This is a genomic window from Pseudomonas sp. S2_C03, from assembly GCF_054668405.1.
In genome coordinates this window covers 5,801,870-5,819,090 of the sequence record NZ_CP162766.1, presented here as the reverse complement: position 1 = coordinate 5,819,090, position 17,221 = coordinate 5,801,870, and the positions used below count along the sequence as shown (strand labels likewise).

General features: G+C 62.8%; 18 protein-coding genes. 4 read left to right on the top strand and 14 right to left on the bottom strand.

Going from position 1 to position 17,221, the window contains the following annotated elements; all coding sequences use genetic code 11:
• Window positions 1-167 precede the first annotated feature (167 nt).
• Window positions 168-1,928: a flavin monoamine oxidase family protein gene (locus tag AB4N64_RS26810; protein WP_460120094.1), complete on the bottom strand. Its 1,761-nt coding sequence runs from the start codon at window positions 1,926-1,928 to the stop codon at window positions 168-170.
• Between the two features lie 223 nt (window positions 1,929-2,151).
• Between AB4N64_RS26810 and AB4N64_RS26805 the strand changes: the two genes are divergently transcribed.
• Together AB4N64_RS26805 and AB4N64_RS26800 are read left to right on the top strand one after the other, a co-directional pair.
• On the top strand, window positions 2,152-3,558 hold the full coding sequence (locus AB4N64_RS26805; RefSeq protein WP_460120092.1) for an adenosylmethionine--8-amino-7-oxononanoate transaminase: 1,407 nt from the start codon (window positions 2,152-2,154) through the stop codon (window positions 3,556-3,558).
• Window positions 3,559-3,605: 47 nt separating this feature from the next.
• Window positions 3,606-4,325, top strand: a complete 720-nt coding sequence (locus tag AB4N64_RS26800) for a 16S rRNA (uracil(1498)-N(3))-methyltransferase (protein ID WP_460120091.1) — start codon at window positions 3,606-3,608, stop codon at window positions 4,323-4,325.
• A gap of 99 nt (window positions 4,326-4,424) precedes the next feature.
• On the opposite strand, the gene AB4N64_RS26795 is transcribed toward AB4N64_RS26800, so the two are convergent.
• Genes AB4N64_RS26795 through AB4N64_RS26785 form a run of 3 tightly spaced genes read right to left on the bottom strand, consistent with a single transcriptional unit; the run spans window position 4,425 to window position 6,973 of the window.
• The gene (locus AB4N64_RS26795) at window positions 4,425-5,327 is read right to left on the bottom strand and encodes a transporter substrate-binding domain-containing protein (protein ID WP_460120089.1); all 903 of its coding nucleotides are present in this window, start codon (window positions 5,325-5,327) and stop codon (window positions 4,425-4,427) included.
• 25 nt (window positions 5,328-5,352) lie between these two features.
• Window positions 5,353-5,703, bottom strand: a complete 351-nt coding sequence (locus AB4N64_RS26790; RefSeq protein ID WP_460120088.1) for a RidA family protein — start codon at window positions 5,701-5,703, stop codon at window positions 5,353-5,355.
• Window positions 5,704-5,731: 28 nt separating this feature from the next.
• Window positions 5,732-6,973: a D-amino acid dehydrogenase gene (locus AB4N64_RS26785; RefSeq protein WP_460120086.1), complete on the bottom strand. Its 1,242-nt coding sequence runs from the start codon at window positions 6,971-6,973 to the stop codon at window positions 5,732-5,734.
• A 109-nt stretch (window positions 6,974-7,082) separates the two neighbouring features.
• Here AB4N64_RS26785 and AB4N64_RS26780 point away from each other — a divergent pair, with 109 nt between their 5' ends.
• Window positions 7,083-8,000: a LysR family transcriptional regulator gene (locus tag AB4N64_RS26780; RefSeq protein ID WP_460120084.1), complete on the top strand. Its 918-nt coding sequence runs from the start codon at window positions 7,083-7,085 to the stop codon at window positions 7,998-8,000.
• Window positions 8,001-8,023: 23 nt separating this feature from the next.
• Here AB4N64_RS26780 and trhA read toward each other — a convergent pair whose 3' ends face one another.
• A complete protein-coding gene (gene trhA, locus AB4N64_RS26775) occupies window positions 8,024-8,641 on the bottom strand; it encodes a PAQR family membrane homeostasis protein TrhA (protein WP_460120082.1) in 618 nt (205 codons plus the stop codon).
• A gap of 129 nt (window positions 8,642-8,770) precedes the next feature.
• Here trhA and AB4N64_RS26770 point away from each other — a divergent pair, with 129 nt between their 5' ends.
• Window positions 8,771-9,685, top strand: a complete 915-nt coding sequence (locus AB4N64_RS26770; RefSeq protein WP_460120080.1) for a LysR family transcriptional regulator — start codon at window positions 8,771-8,773, stop codon at window positions 9,683-9,685.
• 90 nt (window positions 9,686-9,775) lie between these two features.
• Here the strand turns inward: AB4N64_RS26770 and madM are convergent, their stop codons facing one another.
• The 9 genes from madM to mdcA all read right to left on the bottom strand — a co-directional run bounded on the left by madM (window position 9,776) and on the right by mdcA (window position 17,044).
• A complete protein-coding gene (madM, locus tag AB4N64_RS26765; RefSeq protein ID WP_460120078.1) occupies window positions 9,776-10,540 on the bottom strand; it encodes a malonate transporter subunit MadM in 765 nt (254 codons plus the stop codon).
• Window position 10,541: 1 nt separating this feature from the next.
• A complete protein-coding gene (madL, locus tag AB4N64_RS26760; protein WP_460120076.1) occupies window positions 10,542-10,958 on the bottom strand; it encodes a malonate transporter subunit MadL in 417 nt (138 codons plus the stop codon).
• A gap of 65 nt (window positions 10,959-11,023) precedes the next feature.
• Window positions 11,024-11,944 (bottom strand): malonate decarboxylase subunit epsilon, encoded by a 921-nt coding sequence (gene mdcH, locus AB4N64_RS26755; protein ID WP_460120074.1) that lies wholly within the window; start codon window positions 11,942-11,944, stop codon window positions 11,024-11,026.
• The gene (locus AB4N64_RS26750) at window positions 11,941-12,561 is read right to left on the bottom strand and encodes a malonate decarboxylase holo-ACP synthase (RefSeq protein ID WP_460120072.1); all 621 of its coding nucleotides are present in this window, start codon (window positions 12,559-12,561) and stop codon (window positions 11,941-11,943) included. Before AB4N64_RS26750 ends, mdcH begins: the two co-directional genes overlap by 4 nt.
• Window positions 12,555-13,358: a biotin-independent malonate decarboxylase subunit gamma gene (gene mdcE / locus AB4N64_RS26745; protein WP_460120071.1), complete on the bottom strand. Its 804-nt coding sequence runs from the start codon at window positions 13,356-13,358 to the stop codon at window positions 12,555-12,557. The genes AB4N64_RS26750 and mdcE overlap by 7 nt, the downstream gene beginning before the upstream one ends.
• Complete coding sequence (locus AB4N64_RS26740) at window positions 13,355-14,206, bottom strand: biotin-independent malonate decarboxylase subunit beta (protein ID WP_460120069.1); 852 nt, start codon at window positions 14,204-14,206, stop codon at window positions 13,355-13,357. Before AB4N64_RS26740 ends, mdcE begins: the two co-directional genes overlap by 4 nt.
• Window positions 14,199-14,498, bottom strand: a complete 300-nt coding sequence (locus AB4N64_RS26735; RefSeq protein WP_460120068.1) for a malonate decarboxylase subunit delta — start codon at window positions 14,496-14,498, stop codon at window positions 14,199-14,201. The genes AB4N64_RS26740 and AB4N64_RS26735 overlap by 8 nt, the downstream gene beginning before the upstream one ends.
• Window positions 14,498-15,373: a triphosphoribosyl-dephospho-CoA synthase gene (locus AB4N64_RS26730; protein ID WP_460120066.1), complete on the bottom strand. Its 876-nt coding sequence runs from the start codon at window positions 15,371-15,373 to the stop codon at window positions 14,498-14,500. Before AB4N64_RS26730 ends, AB4N64_RS26735 begins: the two co-directional genes overlap by 1 nt.
• Window positions 15,374-17,044 (bottom strand): malonate decarboxylase subunit alpha, encoded by a 1,671-nt coding sequence (mdcA, locus tag AB4N64_RS26725; protein ID WP_460120064.1) that lies wholly within the window; start codon window positions 17,042-17,044, stop codon window positions 15,374-15,376.
• Between the last annotated feature and the right edge of the window lie 177 nt (window positions 17,045-17,221).

Genomic DNA, 17,221 nt, shown 5'->3' with positions numbered 1-17,221 from the left:
ATTTTTGCTGTGCCTGGCAGGGCCTCATCGCGAGCAAGCCCGCTCCTACAGGGGTTCTTGCATCCGCACCGCCACCCTGTAGGAGCGAGCTTGCTCGCGATGGCTATCTCAAGAGCAATAAAAAAAGCGCGGCTCAAGAGCCGCGCTTTTTGGTTCAGCGCAAGGCCTTACTGCGCCTTGGCCTCAGTCGCCGCAGGCTTCTTGGCCGGCTCGGCTTTTTTGGCGGGCGCCTTGGCCGCAGGTTTTTTCGCTTCGGTCTTGGCCGCCGGTTTTTTCACCGGGGCTTTTGCCGGCGCCTTCTTGGCAGGCGCGGCTTTCGCCGGTGCGGCAGGCTTGGCAGGCTCAACCGGAGCAGGCGCTGGAGTCGGCGCAGGTGCCGGGGCGGGTGCGACCGGTGCCGGAGCAGGCTCTGGCGCCTTGACCGGTTCCGGTTTTTTCTCGTCATCCGAGCCGCCGAACAGATTGCTGAAGAAATTGCCCTTCTTCGCCGCCACAGCGCCCGCTGCGGCAGCTGCGGCAGCTGCCGCTACAGGGGCCGCTTTCTGCGGTTCAAACGATTTGCCGGCCGCCAGGTCTTCAACCTGACTGGCGGCACGCTGGCCGGTACGCAAAGCGCCTTCCAGGGTACCGGGGTACAAGGCGTCAGTGTGCTCACCGGCGAACGCTACGCGCTGAATCGGACGCTCCCACAGGCGCCAGAACTTGCTGATCTGCCCCGGGCCGAACGCCAGGTAAGCGCCACCCATCGAAGGATCGACGCTGTAACGACGGATTTCATAACCCGTGAACGAACCCCGAGCCTGTGGATAAAACGCATGCAGACGGATCAGCACCTGGTCGGCCATCTGCTTGTCGCCGAATGCCTGCATCACCCGCGCATTATCACCGGACAGGTTGATCACCACATTGGCGCCACCCTTGAGGGCTGGCTCGACCCACAACATGCCAAGGCCGGTGTTGCTGTAGATCTCGCCGGACATGCGCGCCTTGCTCTCCCACACCGGCGTCTTGAACTTGAGCATGATCTGATCGCGCCAGCCGTAGTTGGTGCCCTTGATCGCGGCCACGTGCTGGGCGTCCAGCGCGGGGGTCATCTGGATCTTCGCCAGCGCACGCAACGGTACCGCCACGACGACGTAGTCCGCCTGATAACCGACGCTGCCGACCTTGACGGTCACGCTGTCCTTGTCCTGGGTAATGGCCGAGACCGGGGAATTGGTCTTGATGACTTTCAACTGCTTGACGAAGGCCTGGGCCAGCACCGGGCTGCCACCGACCAGACGCGAGGCGCGCAGGTCACGGTCAGAGACGCCTCGATAAACGCGGTTCTGCTGTGCGAAATACAGCAGCGACAGGCGCGACGGTTCGTCATATCGCGAACGAATCTGCTGGTTCACCAATTGACGCGCGGTGGCTGGCAGGTTCAGTCGATCCAGCCAGTTGGACACGTTGATCTGGTCCAGCGCATGCAGCGTGTTGTTGGCGGCCGGGTTGAGCGGGTCTTCGATGGAGCGCGCCAGGTCATCCAGGGTCTTCTCGTAGCGTTTGAGCGCTTCGGCGGTCGCCGGCTCCTTGGTGGCCAGGTCGGACGCGCTGTAATACACACCGTCGATCAAGTAACCCGGCGTGCGGACGAACTCGGGAGCTGGCGTGGTGCTCAGCTTGAAAGTCGAAACGTATTTGTTCAATACCGGCTGGGTCTTATCGTTGCCGATCCATTCGCTGGTGGCCATGCCGGAGCGACCGCCCATGCCTGGCTTGGCCTCCAGCAAGGTGACCTGCCAGCCCTTGGCCTGCAGTTCGTAGGCCGCCGTCAGGCCGGAAAGCCCGCCGCCAATCACGATTGCCGTTTTATCCTTGGCCAGCGCAGACACGCTGAACAGCCCCAACATCACTAGCGCACAGGCGCGCAGCCAACCAGCAGACATTCAGCGAACTCCGGAAATACACGTAGGAAAAGGCAGTTTTACGAGTCAGGCGACTCAGAGAGTCGCGAAGAATACGTCAGCCATCAGTAGGCCGCCAGCGACGTCTATCGCCCTCTACAAAGTAGCTCAATCGACACAATGGGTTGTTCCCGCGCGACGCATTGCATAGGCTTGCGCGATTGTACGTCCGCGCCTGCCACGGACCGCCTCGAGGAGACTGAACATGGGCCTGAACAATCAGTGGATGCAACGCGATCTTGCCGTGTTGTGGCACCCCTGTACCCAGATGAAAGACCACGAACAGCTGCCGCTGATCCCGATCAAGCGCGGCGAAGGCGTCTGGCTGGAGGACTTTGAAGGCAAACGCTACCTCGATGCCGTCAGCTCCTGGTGGGTCAATGTGTTCGGCCACGCCAACCCGCGCATCAATCAGCGCATCAAGGATCAGGTCGATCAACTGGAGCACGTCATCCTCGCCGGCTTCAGCCATCAGCCGGTGATCGAGCTGTCCGAGCGCCTGGTCAAGATGACGCCGGAGGGCCTGAATCGGGTGTTCTACGCCGATAACGGTTCGTCCTGCATCGAAGTGGCGCTGAAAATGAGCTTTCACTACTGGCTCAATCGCGGCCAGCCGAACAAGAAACGCTTCGTCACCCTGACCAACAGCTACCACGGCGAAACCATGGCGGCGATGTCGGTGGGCGACGTGCCGCTGTTCACTGAAACCTACAAAGCCCTGCTGATGGACACCCTCAAGGTGCCAAGCCCGGATTGCTACCTGCGTCCCGAGGGCATGAGCTGGGAAGAACACTCGCGCAACATGTTCGCCGCCATGGAGCAGACCCTGGCAGAGCACCACGCCAGCGTCGCAGCCGTGATTGTCGAGCCGTTGATCCAGGGTGCGGGCGGCATGCGCATGTATCACCCTGTGTACCTCAAGCTGCTGCGCGAAGCCTGTGACCGTTACGGTGTCCACCTGATCCATGACGAAATCGCCGTCGGCTTCGGCCGCACCGGCACGATGTTCGCCTGCGAGCAGGCCGGCATCCGCCCGGACTTCCTCTGCCTGTCCAAGGCCCTGACCGGCGGCTACCTGCCACTGGCGGCGTGCCTGACCACCGATGAAGTCTACAGCGCGTTCTACGACGATTACCCGACCCTGCGCGCCTTCCTCCACTCGCACAGTTACACCGGCAACCCGCTGGCCTGTGCGGCGGCATTGGCGACGCTGGATATCTTCGAGCAAGACAACGTCATCGAGAACAACAAGGCGCTGGCCGCGCGCATGGCGTCGTCCACCGCGCACCTGGCCGATCATGCCAACGTGTCCGAGATTCGCCAGACTGGCATGGTCCTGGCCATCGAGATGGTCAAGGACAAGGCGAGCCGCGAACCCTATCCGTGGCAGGAGCGCCGGGGCTTGAAGGTGTTCCAGCATGCTCTGGAGCGTGGCGCTTTGTTGCGGCCATTGGGCAGCGTGGTGTATTTCCTGCCGCCTTATGTGATTACCCCGGAGCAGATCGACTTCCTGGCTGAAGTGGCCAGCGAAGGGATCGACATCGCGACCCGCGACAGCGTCAGCGTGGCAGTGCCGAAAGATTTTCACCCGGGGTTCCGCGATCCGGGCTGACCGCACCACCGATCCACCTCTGATTCACACCTTTGCAGAGACAAGATATGAGACTGTCCCGCTTCTTTATCGACACCCCCATGAGCACCGGCGAGCACGAGTTGCCTGAAGCACAGGCTCACTACATCAGCCGTGTACTGCGCATGGCCGAGGGCGATGCGTTGCAGTTGTTCGATGGCTCGGGCCAGGAATTTCGCGCCACGCTGAGCGAAGTCGGCAAAAAACGCGTGGTCGTGCAGATCGATGAAGGCTTCGCCGGCCAGGTCGAATCGCCATTGCAGATCCATCTTGGCCAGGGTTTGTCCCGGGGTGAGCGGATGGACTGGGCGATTCAAAAAGCCACTGAACTGGGCGTGAACGAAATCACCCCGATCTTCAGCGAACGCTGCGAAGTGCGCCTCAAGGATGAGCGCGCCGACAAGCGCCTGCTGCATTGGCGGCAGGTGGCAATCAGCGCCTGCGAACAATGTGGCCGGTCACGGGTGCCAGTGATTCATCCGCCGGTGTTGCTGGCCGACTGGCTGAAGCAGACCGAGGCAGATTTGAAGCTGGTGCTGCATCCGGTGGCCGAGCCGTTGACCAGCCATACCAAACCGTCGAGCCTGGCATTTCTGATCGGGCCTGAGGGCGGGTTGTCGGATGCGGAGGTCGATCAGGCCAAGGGCGCTGGTTTTCATGCGGCGCGCCTGGGGCCGAGGGTGTTGCGCACTGAGACGGCGCCGGTGGTGGCTTTGTCGGTGGCCCAGCAGCTTTGGGGTGATTTCTAGGGCCCCATCGCGGGCAAGCCCGCACCTACAAAAACAACCCCCCTGTAGGAGCGGGCTTGCCCGCGATGGCCGCGCCGCGGTCTGCGGCGGTACCCAAAACTACTGCACCGGATCACTCACCGGCTTGGCAATGATCGCCTTCAGTTCACTGGTCATCGGAAACTCAAGGTTCAAACCCTTCGGCGGAATCGGCTGCTCGAACCAGCGCTGATAAATACCGTTGATCTCCCCCGAACTGTAGAGCTCGCCCAGCACACCGTTGACCAGCGCGAGGAACTGCGGATCGTCCTTGCGCACCATGCAGCTGTAGATCTCCCGCGATTGTTCCTGTCCGACCACCACCCACTTATGCGGGTCGTGGGCCTTGGCGCGTTCACCGTAGAGCAGCGCGTCGTCCATGTAGAACGCCGCAGCACGCCCCGATTGCAGCATCTGGAATGCTTCGCCGTGATCCTTGGCGCTGATGACGAACATGTCGATCTTGTGGTCGACGTTGTAGCTTTTCAGGAACCGCTCGTTGGTCGTGCCGGCGGTGGTCACCACGTTCTTGCCGCGCAGGTCGTCGAAGCCCTTGATGCCGCTGTCCCTGGCGGTCAGCAACTGCCCTTTGACGTAAATAAAGCCGTAGGAAAACGCCACTTGCTTCTGACGCTCGGCGGTGACGCCGGTGGAACCGCACTCCAGGTCAACGGTGCCGTTCTGCACCAGCGGGATGCGGGTCTGCGAAGTCACCAGGTTGTATTTTACTTTCAGATCCGGCAGCGCCAGCTGTTGCTGGATACGCTCGACGATCTTGTTCGCCAGGTCCACCGAGTAGCCCATGGGCTTGCCGGTGTGATCACCCACATACGAGAACGGCACCGACGCATCGCGATAGCCCAGGGTGATGCTTTGGCTGCTGGCGATCTTGCCCAGGGTGCCAGCCAAAGGCGCTTCGTTGGCCTGAACCTGGTTGGCGAGCAACAGCCCGAGGGTGCAGCCGAGCAACGTGATTTTTTGCATTGTTATTCTCCGTTGTGGGTGTGTTTTACGAGCGAGCGGCGATGACGGTTATTTCCACCAGTACCTGCGGCCGGGCCAGTTCGGCCTGCACGGTGGTGCGGGTGGGTGCCTGGCCCGGCGACAGCCAGTCTGACCACACCTCGTTCATCGCAGCAAAATCCTCGTCGATGTTTTTCAGGTAAATCGTCGCGCTGAGCAGATGATCCTTGTCACTGCCGGCTTCGGCCAGCAGCGCGTCAATTTTGGCCAGGACTTCGCGGGTCTGGCCGCCGGCATCCAGCGCCTCGCCCGGCACTTGGCCGGAGAGAAACACCAGGTCGCCGAAGGTCACGGCGCCGGACAGGCGCGGGTTGCTGTGCAGACGTTCGATGGTCATGAAGCAGTCCTCTTGTCAGATGGATATTTCAAGCCGCACGAGGCGTGAAACCGTGCAGGTCGATGGAGGGTTGGCGCTGGCCGATCAGCTCACTGAGCAAGCGCCCACTGCCACACGCCAGGGTGAAGCCCAGCGCGCCATGGCCAAGGTTGAGCCAGAGGTTGCGATACGCCGTGGCGCCCAGCAACGGCACGCCACTGGGTGTGGCCGGGCGCATGCCAGCCCATTCCACGGCGCGGTCGTAGTCGCCGGCATCCGGGAAAGTGTCGCGGGACTGGCGCTTGATCAGTGCCAGGCGTTTGGGGTCTATGGACGGGTCGAAGCCGACGATGTCGACCATTGCCGCCACTCGCAATTGCGCGCCGATACGGGCGTAGACGATCTTGCGGTCATAGTCGGTGATGCTCACGTCCGGCGCCTGGTGGTTGGCGCCTATCGGTACGGTCAGGCTGTAGCCCTTGAGTGGGTACAGCGGGAATCGCAGGCCGGGCAGGTGCAGCAACGGGCTGCGGTGGCCCGCCGCGATCACCAGTTGATCCACCGGCAGCACCTGCTCACCCAACTCGATGGCGTTGACGCTCCCGTTGGCGTGGCGGATGCCGGTCACGGCCTGTCCCAATCGCCACTCGCAACGCCCGGAGGCGGTCAGCCGCTCGGCCAGCAACTGGCAAAACGCATGGCAATCGCCGACTTCTTCGTCCGGGGTGTAGATCGCCCCTACGAATGGGCCGTTCGCCAGCGCCGGTTCCAGCTGCGAGCACTCGCTGGCCGACAATACCTGCTGCTGTTGCGGATCGGCCAGGCCCTTGCGCGCGTGGTCGAAACTGCCCGAATTGCGGAACGTCACCAGTTTGCCGTTGCGCCGCCACTCGAAACCGGCCAGCCCGTCGTCCTCGCGCCAGTGCTTGAGGGTGCTTTGGCTCAACAGCGCCAGGCGCAACAGGTGCGCGGCGTTTTCCCGGTTGACCGAGCTGCGGCACGCCCCGAGGAACGAAGCCATCCAGCGCCACTGCGCCGCGTCGAACCGTGGGCGCAACTTCAGCGGGGAGTCACCGCGCAGCATCCATCCAATGGCCTGCAAAGGCACGCCAGCATCGGCCAGCGGCGCGACGTATCGGTACGAGAGCTGGCCGCCATTGGCGAAACTGGTCTGGCTGCCCAACGCATCCCGAGCCTCGACCACCGTCACGTCGTAGCCGTCGCGCACCAGCGCGTAGGCCGTTGCCAGGCCAATCACACCGCCGCCGATGATGCACACACGCTGAGCCATGTCTGTCCTTAAAACCGTTGTGAAGACCAGAGCGAGGTTAGAGCCAGGTGACAGACGATGAATAATGAATAAAGATGCCCATCCCATAAACAAAGGTTATGGACTCGCCATGCGCCTTCGTCACATCGAGATTTTCCAGGCCATCCGCCAGACCGGCTCGATCAGCGCCGCCGCACAATTGCTGCACGTCTCGCAACCGGCGGTGACCAAGGTCCTGCAACATGCCGAGCAGCAACTGGGCTTCCCGCTGTTCCTGCGGGTGCGCGGCAAGTTGCAGGTCACACCCGAGGCGCTGGAGCTGGAGCGCGAAGTCGACAAGGTCAGCGAAAGTCTGCAAGGCGTGCGGCGCCTGGCCCAGAGCCTGCGTCGCGAGCCCGGCCACAGCCTGCGGGTCGGCGCCACCCCGGCCCTGGCCCTTTCCTTGCTGCCGCCGGCCATCCACGAGTGGACCGGACGCTATCCGGACATCGCCTGCGAACTGTCCAGTGCCCATAGCCGGGAATTGGTGCAAAACCTGCTGATGCGCGAAGTGGATGTAGCGCTGACGTTGCAGCGCCCTGATCATCCGGGATTGAAGGCCGAAGCGCTGGCCAGCGGCGTTCTGGTCGCACTGGCGCCGAAAGGCCACTGGCCCGACGAAGAACTTGGCCAGCCGCTGCCGTTGATGGCGTTGGCGGGGGCACCGTTGATTGGCTTGTCCAGCGCCGACCCTTTGGCGGCGCGACTCGACAGTTACCTCGAAGCGGTCGAGCCACCACCTCGAGTGCGCGTCGCCGTGCAAACCTACTCATTGGCCCGGGCAATGGTGGAATCCGGTGCGGGGCTGGCGGTGATCGACCCGTTCACAGCCCTGGGTGCCTCTGCTCTCACGACAACCATCCGGCCGCTGGCCCCGCCGCTGCCCATCACCCTGTATGCCGTGACCCGCACGACGGAACCGTTGCCGCATACATTGAACGATTTGTTGCAGATCTTCGGTCGTCGAGCGCAGGAGCAGTTGGATCGGTTGGTTCCGGCACCGACTTGACAGCGCTCCCACAGATTTTGGGTTCACAACACATAGAACCAGATCGCCACGAAATGCAGCAAACTCCCGGCGATCACGAACAGATGCCAGATCCCGTGGGCATGCCGCATTCGATCACTGAGGGCAAAAAAGATAATGCCCACGGTGTACAGAACGCCTCCTGATGCCAGCCAGGCAAAGCCCGCCGTACCCAGGGCCGTGAGCAGCGGGTTGACCGCGATCAGCACAATCCAGCCCATCACCGCGTAGATCACGATCGACAGGATCCGCGCGTCCGAGCGTGGCTTGATTTCCTGCAGGATGCCTATCAGCGCCAGCCCCCAGACAATCCCAAACAGCGTCCACCCCCAAGCCCCCCGCAAGGTCACCAGACAGAACGGCGTGTAGCTGCCGGCAATCAGCAAATAGATCGAAAAGTGATCGACCTTCTGCATGATCGCTTTTTTGCGGCCGCGCACGCTGTGGTAAACGGTCGATGCGCTGTAGAGCGCAATCAGCGTGAACCCGTAAATCGCCACGCTGACGATCTTCCACGGACTGCCGTCCATCCCGGCAATCACCAGCAGCCATAAGGCGCCGACCGTCGCGGCCACCGCCCCAAGCAGATGCGTCCAGGCGTTAAATTTTTCCCCGTGGTACATGGGTGTCTCACCTCCAAAACCAAAAGCACTGCGCAAGGCTCAAGCCTTGAGCCTAAAAGCGCAATATTTCCAAACGACATCGACAGCAATAATTGGGCACAATCAGCGCACTACAAGAGAGTACGGCCCATGCTGATCGACGAAGAGTTGACCCTGAAAAAACTCGAGGTGTTCCTGGCCTTCATGCGCACCGGCAACCTGGCACGGGCCGCCGCCGAGTTGCAGACCAGCAACGTCAGCGTGCATCGCGCCATTCACTCCCTGGAAAACGCCCTGCGCTGCCCGTTGTTCAAGCATGAAGGCCGCAACCTGACGCCGCTGGAGAGCGCCTACGTGCTGGAAGAACGGGCGCAGAAGCTGATACAGGACGTCGTCGAAAGCGTGCGTCTGACCCGCGAGGCCGCCGGTTTCTCCGCCGAGCGTTTCAAACTGGGGTCGCTGTATTCGCTGACGGTAAAGACCGTGCCGCAATTGATCATGGGCCTGAAAATCCGCCGCAGCGAACTGAATATCGACCTGATCCTGGGCTCCAATTTCGACCTCTTATACAAGCTCAAGAACATGGAAGTCGATGCGATCCTGGTGTCGCTGGACGACAGCGTGAACGACCCGGATTGCGAGCACATTGCCCTGTTTTCCGATGATATCTACCTGGCAACGCCCGCCGATTCCAGGTTCGCCCAGCGCACCGAGGTCGACCTGGCCGAGGTGCGTGACGAAACCTTTATCACCCTGACCCAAGGCTTCGCCACGCACCAGGACGGCAATCGCGTGTTCAGCCAGGCCGGGTTCGAGCCGAAGGTGGCGATGCAGGTCAACGACATCTTCACCCTGCTGAGCATGGTCAGCTCGGGCGTGGGTTATGCCTTGCTGCCGGGGAGGATTGCGGCGGTGTACGAGAACCGGGTGAAGCTGATCCCGTTACAGGAAAAGTACCGGTTGCAGCAGCACATTGGCGTGGTGTTTCTCAAGGCCAAGGAGCGCGATCCGAACTTGCTGGCGTTGCTGGCGGAATGTCGGATGTATGCCAATCGGCAAGGTTGAGACCGAGTCGCCTGCATCGCGGGCAAGCCCGCTCCTACACACAATGAGAACCTGTAGGAGCGGGCTTGCCCGCGATGGCGATCCAGGGTCCTAACCCACAATCCCCCGAACAATGAAGTACAACACCGAAGGCCCCATCAGGCAACCAAGCCCGGTGTGAAACGTCGCCGTCAGCGCGCCATAAGGCACCAGGCGTCGGTCGGTCGCCGCCAGCCCGGCGGTCACGCCGCTGACCGTCCCGGCCAGGCCGCCGAACACCATGGCCGAGCGCGGGTTATCAAGGCCCATCCAGCGCGCTGCCATCGGTGTGCCAACCATCACCAGGATCGCCTTGATCAATCCGGTCGCAATCGACAGCGCCATGACATCCGAGCTCGCACCAATGGCTGCGCCCGTCACCGGACCGACAATGTATGTCACCGCACCGGCGCCGATGGTGGTCATGCTCACCGCATCGCGGTAACCAAACGCCCAGGCCATGCAGGCGCCGACAATGAACGGCAGCACCGTGCCCAGCAGCAAGGCAATCACGCCAATCAGCCCGGCCTTTTTCGCTTCGGTCGCCTGCACCTCGAACGCCGTGGCGACGATGGCAAAGTCGCGCAGCATCGCGCCACCCATCAGGCCGATGCCGGAAAACAGCGTCAGGTCCGCGAGGCCTTTCTGCCCGCCGGTCATCGTGCCGCCGACCCAGGCCAGTACCAATCCGATGACGATGGCAATGGCCGAACCGTGAATACGTCCGAACGTCAGGCGCTTCGACAGGACGACCGACACCCACATGATCACGCCCACGAAGGCAAATGCCGTGATCAAACCATTGTGTTCCAGGCCTTTCTCGATGAGATCCCACATATCAGCGACCTCCTACCGGTGTGCCGACCGGAGAGACCTGCTCCGGTTCGTCGGGCAAGGGTTCACCCTTGTGGGTCCGGCTGATCAGGGCGATGGTGCAACCGCACAGCACCACTGAACCAATGGCCGCCAGCACCGCTACCGGGCCGCCGTGCAAGGCGGTCACCACGTTCTGTTGCGCTGCCATCGCGACAACCACGGGAATGTACATGGCACCCCAGAAGCCGACACCCATCTCGCATTCCTTGGTCATGCCTCCGCGCTTGTGCATCCATAACCGGGCGCAGATCAGCAGGATCATCGCGATGCCGACTCCACCCACGTTTGATTTCACACCCAGCAACACGCCAAGCATGTCGCCCATGATCACACCTGCCAGCGTACAGATCGCCAACAGCGCCACACCGTAAATAATCATTGTTGTTGTCCTCAAAGTGCATCGTCGAATGTTGTTTTTGTTGTTCGAAGGCCTGAGTCGGATGTCTAGTTCTGGCGGCTTCCCTCCTCACGCATCAGCGCCTGCAAGGTATCGAGCCGTGCCCCGTCGAAGGCCATGACGGTGCCCTGCTCGAACACCCGGCGCGCCAGCCCGGTCAACACCGCACCGGGCGGCAGTTCGATCTGTAGTCGTACACCGCGCTCGTAGGCGCTTTGTACCGTACCGCGCCAATCCACCACACGGCACATGTTGAACGCCAGGTCGTCACGCAAGGCATCAGTGTTGACGACGGGCCTCGCGCGGCTTCCACTCAGGTAGCCCGAGGTCGGAATTTTCAATGGCACCCTGGCGAAGGCTTCGGCCAGGGCTTGCGCAGGTTCATCCAGCAATGGGCAGTGCGAAGGTACGCTGACTGCCAGGCGCTTGACCACGCAGGTGCAGGCACCCAGGCGTTCCTTGGCCAGCGCTGCCACGGCTCTCATGGCGGCGTCACTGCCGGCAATCACCATCTGGTTATCGGCGTTGATGTTGGCCAGGTAAACCGGTGAATCGGCGCTGTGAACCTGCGCCAGCAACACCTCCACCGTGGCCAGGTCGAGGCCGATGATCGCGGTCATGCCGTAGCCTTGCGGATAGGCCCGTTGCATCAGCTCACCGCGCAGGCTGACCAGGTGCAACGCATCGCTAAAATTCAAGGCGCCGGCCACCACCGCCGCCGGGTAAGCACCGATGGACAACCCGGCGACGTAGTCCGGCGCCATCGCCAACTGACGCGAAGCGGCCACCCCGGCGATCAACAGGCATAGCTGGACAGCCCGTGTTGATTTCAGCGCGTCGGCGGTGTCCAGTAACAAGACGTCTTCGCCCAATACGTCGTTTGCCTCGATGACCGTTTCCCTAGGCAAATGATGGAGCATGCCCGGCTGCTGCGCACCCTGGCCGGGGAACACCAGCAAGCTGCTCATGCGACGTGCTCCAGTGGCTGCCACGGATCAGCGACCAGGCAGGCTCCGCTGGCATTTTTCAGCAACACTCGGCGTTGCGAACCCGCCCATTCACGCAGGGCGACCGCACCGAAGGGGGTTTGCAGTTGCATATCGACCGGGCACATCGCCGAGTCCAGAATCTTCACCCAGGCTTGCGCCTGCCGACGATCCAGTGATTGCGGTGTGCGCATGATCAGGTCGAGATCGCTGCCCTCGTGCAAGGCCTGCACACCACAGGCCAACTCGAACCCGGCGCTACCGCTGACACCCCAGACCCAGCCGCAGTCATCGAGCAGCGGACGCAGGTGATCCAGAGCGCGCAAGGCCGGCAGATCACGGTCAACCGGGACCTGACACAGCGCCTCTGGCTTCACGCAGCGCTGGACCGCATCAACCGCCATGAACGTTGCGTACCGCTGTTCACGCAGACGACCGCGTACACCCACCGCAACCAGGCCCTGCCCACTCAGCGCGCGCCGCACCACCACCGGCTGACCGGCAGCGAGCGCGTCAAGCACCCAGTCCGGCGCGTTTGCGGGCAACCGCTCAGGGGGCATTCCCCAGAGCAGGTCGTGGGCCTCAAAGGTGTTCACCACTGCGCTCTCAGCAATTGGCGCACCTTGCTCGATGCCGCGCGATTGCTTGCACCCAAGCGACTGCTGAGGTCGCGGCCATTGGCGGCGACATCGCTGATCGCCTGAGCCAGGCACTCGGTCACCCGGGTCAGATCAGCGGCGCTCGGTTGCTCAATCTGTTCCACCGACAGGGTTTCCCACAGCAAGCCCAGGCCGGCATAGCTGTCGATGTCATAGGCCATCGGCGGTACGCTGGCGGCGAGCGCTTCGAGTTCTTCAACGCTGCGCAATGTCACCCGCGCTGCCGACGCCTTGCCCATGGCATGCACCATCACCCCCGGATCGCGCAGCGCGATCAGGCGATTGGCCTGGTAACCGTGGGCCAGAAACGCGCCGGACATGGCCTTGCCCACCAGCAGCCCGATTACCGCGTGGCCGGCTAATCGAGCACGGGCATAACTGTCCGCCGCACCGGCCAGGGCCTGGTGAATGCCGAGTGCTTCCTCGCGTCGGCCATAGGCCTGGCTGGGTACGTCGACGATGGCGACCAGGGCACGCTTGTGTGTTTTATCCGCATCGGCAGCAATGACGTCATCCACGGCCTTGGCCAGGCCCCAGCCTTCGAGCAGACCGACCTCGCCGCTGCGCGCCCGAACAAAACGGTTCTCCGGGTCCGCCACGACAGCGATGAACCGCACGGCTTGTTGGCCCAACACGCCATCGGCGGCTTTCAGCGACGCCGGCAAGCCATCGACCGCTTGCGCGCCGGCACTCAGGGCGTTGAACCAGTGCAGCCCTCTCAGGGAATACGAACTCATGAGCGTTCTCCTTGGTACAGCGCGCGAACCGTCGACGGCTCGATTTGCGGCTCGGCGTCCAGGCGGGCCAGCCGTTGCAGGAACAGTTCGGCCTGACGGCTGCGTTGTTGTTCAGGAAGTCCCTGTTGCAGCAGCTCACTGACTTGCTGCTGGATCTGTGCCACGTCGTCGGCGACAAAACGATCCACCAGTCCACTGGCAAACCGCTGCTCGCCGCCGGTGAGGCTCCAAATGAACGGACGGTCACGGGAGTCGTATTCCGCGAGCCCGGCTTCCTGCTCGATCACCTGCGGACCGTTGAGCCCCAGCCGCGCTTCCTGGGTCACCAGCAGATAGCTGCACAACCCGGCGGCAATCGACATGCCGCCAAAGCAGCCGACGCTACCGGCGACCACGCCAACCACCGGTTGGTACTGGCGCAGATCGACGATCGCTGCATGAATATCGGCAATCGCCGCCAGCCCGAGGTTGGCTTCCTGCAGGCGTACGCCGCCGGTTTCCAGCAGCAACACGGCGCGGGTCGGTAGGCCGTTGCGGTTGTCTTCGGCCGCCAGCTCCAGTGCGCCGGCAATCTTCGCCCCACCGACTTCACCGAGACTGCCGCCCTGGAACGCGCCCTCGATAGCCGCCAGCACCACCGGCAAGCCGCCGATGCTGCCCTTGGCAATCACCACGCCGTCATCGGCTTGTGGCACCACGCCCTGTCGCGACAGCCATGGCGACATGACGCGCTGGAACGGGTCGAGCAATTCGCGGAAGGTCCCGGCATCGAGCAAGGCTTTCGCCCGCTGCCGCGCACCCAATTCAACAAAACTGCGTTTTTGCAGGAGTGCGGCGTTATCAGTCATGGCCGATCTCCTCAAAGCCCTGCTCCAGCCGCAAGCGCACCACCCCCGGCGTGGCGCCGAAATCGTGGATGTCGATGCTCATGGCCGGTGGTGTCTGGCCGTCGAACATCCGGGCGAACAGATGCTGCCAGCGCTGCTCGCTGCCGTTGACCGACGTCTGCACGGTGATGCTCAGCTTTCCCGGTTGACCGGGTTCGATCAGCACTTCCAGGTCGCCCGAGCCGACACAGCCGACCAGGGTGCGTCCGCGTGGCGGTTGGCCGGCGGGAAATTCAAAGGATAAGGTTTCCATCAATACGCTCCCGGGTGAATGCCGTCAGTCGAACCGACGCGGTCGATGAACAGGCAGGCCGCGAGCAGGTCCGCAGCACCGCCGGGCGAGGCATTCAAGGCGATCAGTTGTTCGTCCAGTTCATGTAATCGGCGGCGTCCGGCGAGGCTGGCGCTGCCGCCCGCCTCCAGCACCGCCTGGGCGCCCTGTTGCATGGTGTTCAGGCCCACTTCACCAGCCCGGTAAAGCACGCAGGTGTCGGCCAGCCCCGTCATGATCGCCAACAAGGCGTCGAGCCGAGCGTTCTGTTCGCCATGGCCGGCGGCGCGGCTGCGTTGCAGCTGCGGCAAGGCACGCTGCGTCACGGCGGGGAAAGCCAATTGGGCTTCTTCCCGGGCCCCGTGGGCACCGTAACGCTGGGCAACTTGCGCGCCGTGGCTGAAAGGGCGTGGCGCGTAGCGATCGTCGAGCAAGGCCAGGCGTGCGGCGCGCAAAGTCAGTGAGCCGGCTGAACAGGCTTCAGGTTCCAGCGCTGCCGCCGTGACCAGCAAGCCCAAGGCCCAGATGGCGCCGCGATGGGTGTTCACCCCATCGGTGGTAGCGAGCATCGCTTGCTCGCCCTCCCGGCCAATCCGGCCGATGGCTTCGCGCAACGGCAAACCCGTTTCGCCAAGCGCCAAGGCGGCTTCGGCCATCTCCTTGAACGTCGGCCACAGCGACAGCGCTGAAGCGTGCATGAGGCCCAGGTGCAAATCGGTGTGGGCGCCATTGCCGCGACGGTCCACCAGCGCCGGTTTTGGCGACAGGTCGGCTTCGTCGATCAACGCGTCCACCGCCAGGTCCGCCAGCCGCTCGGCCAGGGACAGAGGTTTGGGTTGCAGATTGAAGGCGTGCATTTACCAGCTCCTGAATTTGGCGGGCGGGTTGTAGAGACCACCCGACCACTCGACCAGATCGGCCACGCTTTTTGCCGCCAGCAATTCGCGGGTGGCGTCAGTACGGCGAATGCCGAGGTCTTCGGGCAAGGCGATCAAGCCTTCACGGCGCATGCGTGCGGTGTCTTTCGGGTCGTGCCGCAAGCCGATGGTGGTGACCCCGGCGACGGCGGCGATCATGGCCTGACGCTCTTCAAGAGATCGTGCCTTGTACAGGTAGGCGATGCCTTCCTCGGTGAGCAGGTGGGTAACGTCGTCGCCGTAGATCATGATCGGTGCCAGCGGCATGCCGCTTTTCTTCGCCACTTCCACGGCATCAAGGGTTTCGACGAAGGTCGGTTTGCCACCCTCCTGGAAAGTCTCGACCATTTGCACCACGAGTTTTTTGCCGCGTTCGAGCATCGGCTGGTCGCTATCGCCATGACGCATGTCGAGCCAGGCCGGCGTGCCGTGACGACGTCCGCGTGGGTCGTGGCCCATGTTCGGGGCGCCACCGAAACCGGCCAGGCGACCCCGGGTCACAGTGGAGGAATGACCGTCGCCATCGACTTGCAGGGTGGCGCCGATGAACAAATCCACCGCGTATTGCCCGGCCAACTGGCTAAACATCCGGTTGGAACGCAGCGAGCCATCGCGCCCGGTGAAGAACACGTCGGGCCGTGCGGCGATGTACTGCTCCATGCCCAGTTCGGTGCCGAAGCAATGCACACTTTCGACCCAGCCACTTTCGATGGCAGGGATCAGGGTCGGGTGCGGGTTCAGCGTCCAGTTGCGGCAGATCTTGCCTTTCAGGCCCAAGGATTCGCCATAAGTGGGCAGGATCAATTCAATGGCGGCGGTGTTGAACCCGATGCCATGATTCAGCGACTGCACATTGTGTTTTTCGTAGATGCCACGGATCGCCATCATCGCCATCAACACGTGCACCGGCTTGATGTGCCGAGGGTCACGGGTGAACAACGGCTCGATGTAGAACGGCTTGTCTGCCACCACCACAAAATCGACCCAGGACGCCGGGATGTCGACCCGAGGCAGGTCGCTGACGTCGTCGACCAGTTGGTTGACCTGGACGATGACGATGCCATCGCTGAAGGCCGCCGGTTCGATCAGCGCCGGCGTGTCCTCGGTGCTGGGGCCGGTGTAGATGTTGCCGGCGCGGTCGGCCATGAAACCGGCCGAGAGCACAACGTTGGGAATCAGGTCGACCACCAGGCGGGCGTAGAGCTCGATGTAGGTGTGGATCGCGCCGACTTCCAACAGCCCGTCTTCCAGTAGCTGGCTGATGCGCAGGCTCTGGGTGCCGGCGAAAGAAAAGTCGAGCTTGCGGGCGATGCCGCGTTCGAACAGGTCCAGGTGCTCGGCACGACCCACGCTGGGCATGATCATGTGAAGATCGTGAAGCTTGCCCGGATCGGCCTTGGCCAGGGAGCGCGAAAGAAAATCCGCCTGCTTCTGGTTGTTACCTTCCAGCACCACCCGGTCGCCCGGAAGAATCAGCGCCTCGAGCGCCGCGACGATGTTTTCGGTGGGCAGCACCACACCGTCAGCCAGTCCCTTGACCAACTCAAGACGCCGCTGCTTTTCACTGCGCCGCCGCGTCCATCGCGAGTCGGGGGATATTGTTGTTGTCATGACCACTCCACGGGTTCGCTGTCGTGGAGGTCACCTTAGGAGCGTTGGGTAGGGGGCATCAATCAAGCGCAGCGGCGGATCGTTACGGTCAGGGTAATGGTTGGCTGTGCTGACGCCATCGCGGGCAAGCCCGCTCCCACAGGTCTCGTGAACACCATAAACTTACTGTGGGGGCGA

What these genes read in the sequence shown, in the direction of transcription:
- AB4N64_RS26810 (WP_460120094.1), bottom strand. Translation starts at nt 1,928, where the DNA reads ATGTCTGCTGGTTGGCTGCGCGCCTGTGCGCTAGTGATGTTGGGGCTG.
- AB4N64_RS26805 (WP_460120092.1), top strand. Translation starts at nt 2,152, where the DNA reads ATGGGCCTGAACAATCAGTGGATGCAACGCGATCTTGCCGTGTTGTGG.
- AB4N64_RS26800 (WP_460120091.1), top strand. Translation starts at nt 3,606, where the DNA reads ATGAGACTGTCCCGCTTCTTTATCGACACCCCCATGAGCACCGGCGAG.
- AB4N64_RS26795 (WP_460120089.1), bottom strand. Translation starts at nt 5,327, where the DNA reads ATGCAAAAAATCACGTTGCTCGGCTGCACCCTCGGGCTGTTGCTCGCC.
- AB4N64_RS26790 (WP_460120088.1), bottom strand. Translation starts at nt 5,703, where the DNA reads ATGACCATCGAACGTCTGCACAGCAACCCGCGCCTGTCCGGCGCCGTG.
- AB4N64_RS26785 (WP_460120086.1), bottom strand. Translation starts at nt 6,973, where the DNA reads ATGGCTCAGCGTGTGTGCATCATCGGCGGCGGTGTGATTGGCCTGGCA.
- AB4N64_RS26780 (WP_460120084.1), top strand. Translation starts at nt 7,083, where the DNA reads ATGCGCCTTCGTCACATCGAGATTTTCCAGGCCATCCGCCAGACCGGC.
- trhA (WP_460120082.1), bottom strand. Translation starts at nt 8,641, where the DNA reads ATGTACCACGGGGAAAAATTTAACGCCTGGACGCATCTGCTTGGGGCG.
- AB4N64_RS26770 (WP_460120080.1), top strand. Translation starts at nt 8,771, where the DNA reads ATGCTGATCGACGAAGAGTTGACCCTGAAAAAACTCGAGGTGTTCCTG.
- madM (WP_460120078.1), bottom strand. Translation starts at nt 10,540, where the DNA reads ATGTGGGATCTCATCGAGAAAGGCCTGGAACACAATGGTTTGATCACG.
- madL (WP_460120076.1), bottom strand. Translation starts at nt 10,958, where the DNA reads ATGATTATTTACGGTGTGGCGCTGTTGGCGATCTGTACGCTGGCAGGT.
- mdcH (WP_460120074.1), bottom strand. Translation starts at nt 11,944, where the DNA reads ATGAGCAGCTTGCTGGTGTTCCCCGGCCAGGGTGCGCAGCAGCCGGGC.
- mdcE (WP_460120071.1), bottom strand. Translation starts at nt 13,358, where the DNA reads ATGAGTTCGTATTCCCTGAGAGGGCTGCACTGGTTCAACGCCCTGAGT.
- AB4N64_RS26740 (WP_460120069.1), bottom strand. Translation starts at nt 14,206, where the DNA reads ATGACTGATAACGCCGCACTCCTGCAAAAACGCAGTTTTGTTGAATTG.
- AB4N64_RS26735 (WP_460120068.1), bottom strand. Translation starts at nt 14,498, where the DNA reads ATGGAAACCTTATCCTTTGAATTTCCCGCCGGCCAACCGCCACGCGGA.
- AB4N64_RS26730 (WP_460120066.1), bottom strand. Translation starts at nt 15,373, where the DNA reads ATGCACGCCTTCAATCTGCAACCCAAACCTCTGTCCCTGGCCGAGCGG.
- mdcA (WP_460120064.1), bottom strand. Translation starts at nt 17,044, where the DNA reads ATGACAACAACAATATCCCCCGACTCGCGATGGACGCGGCGGCGCAGT.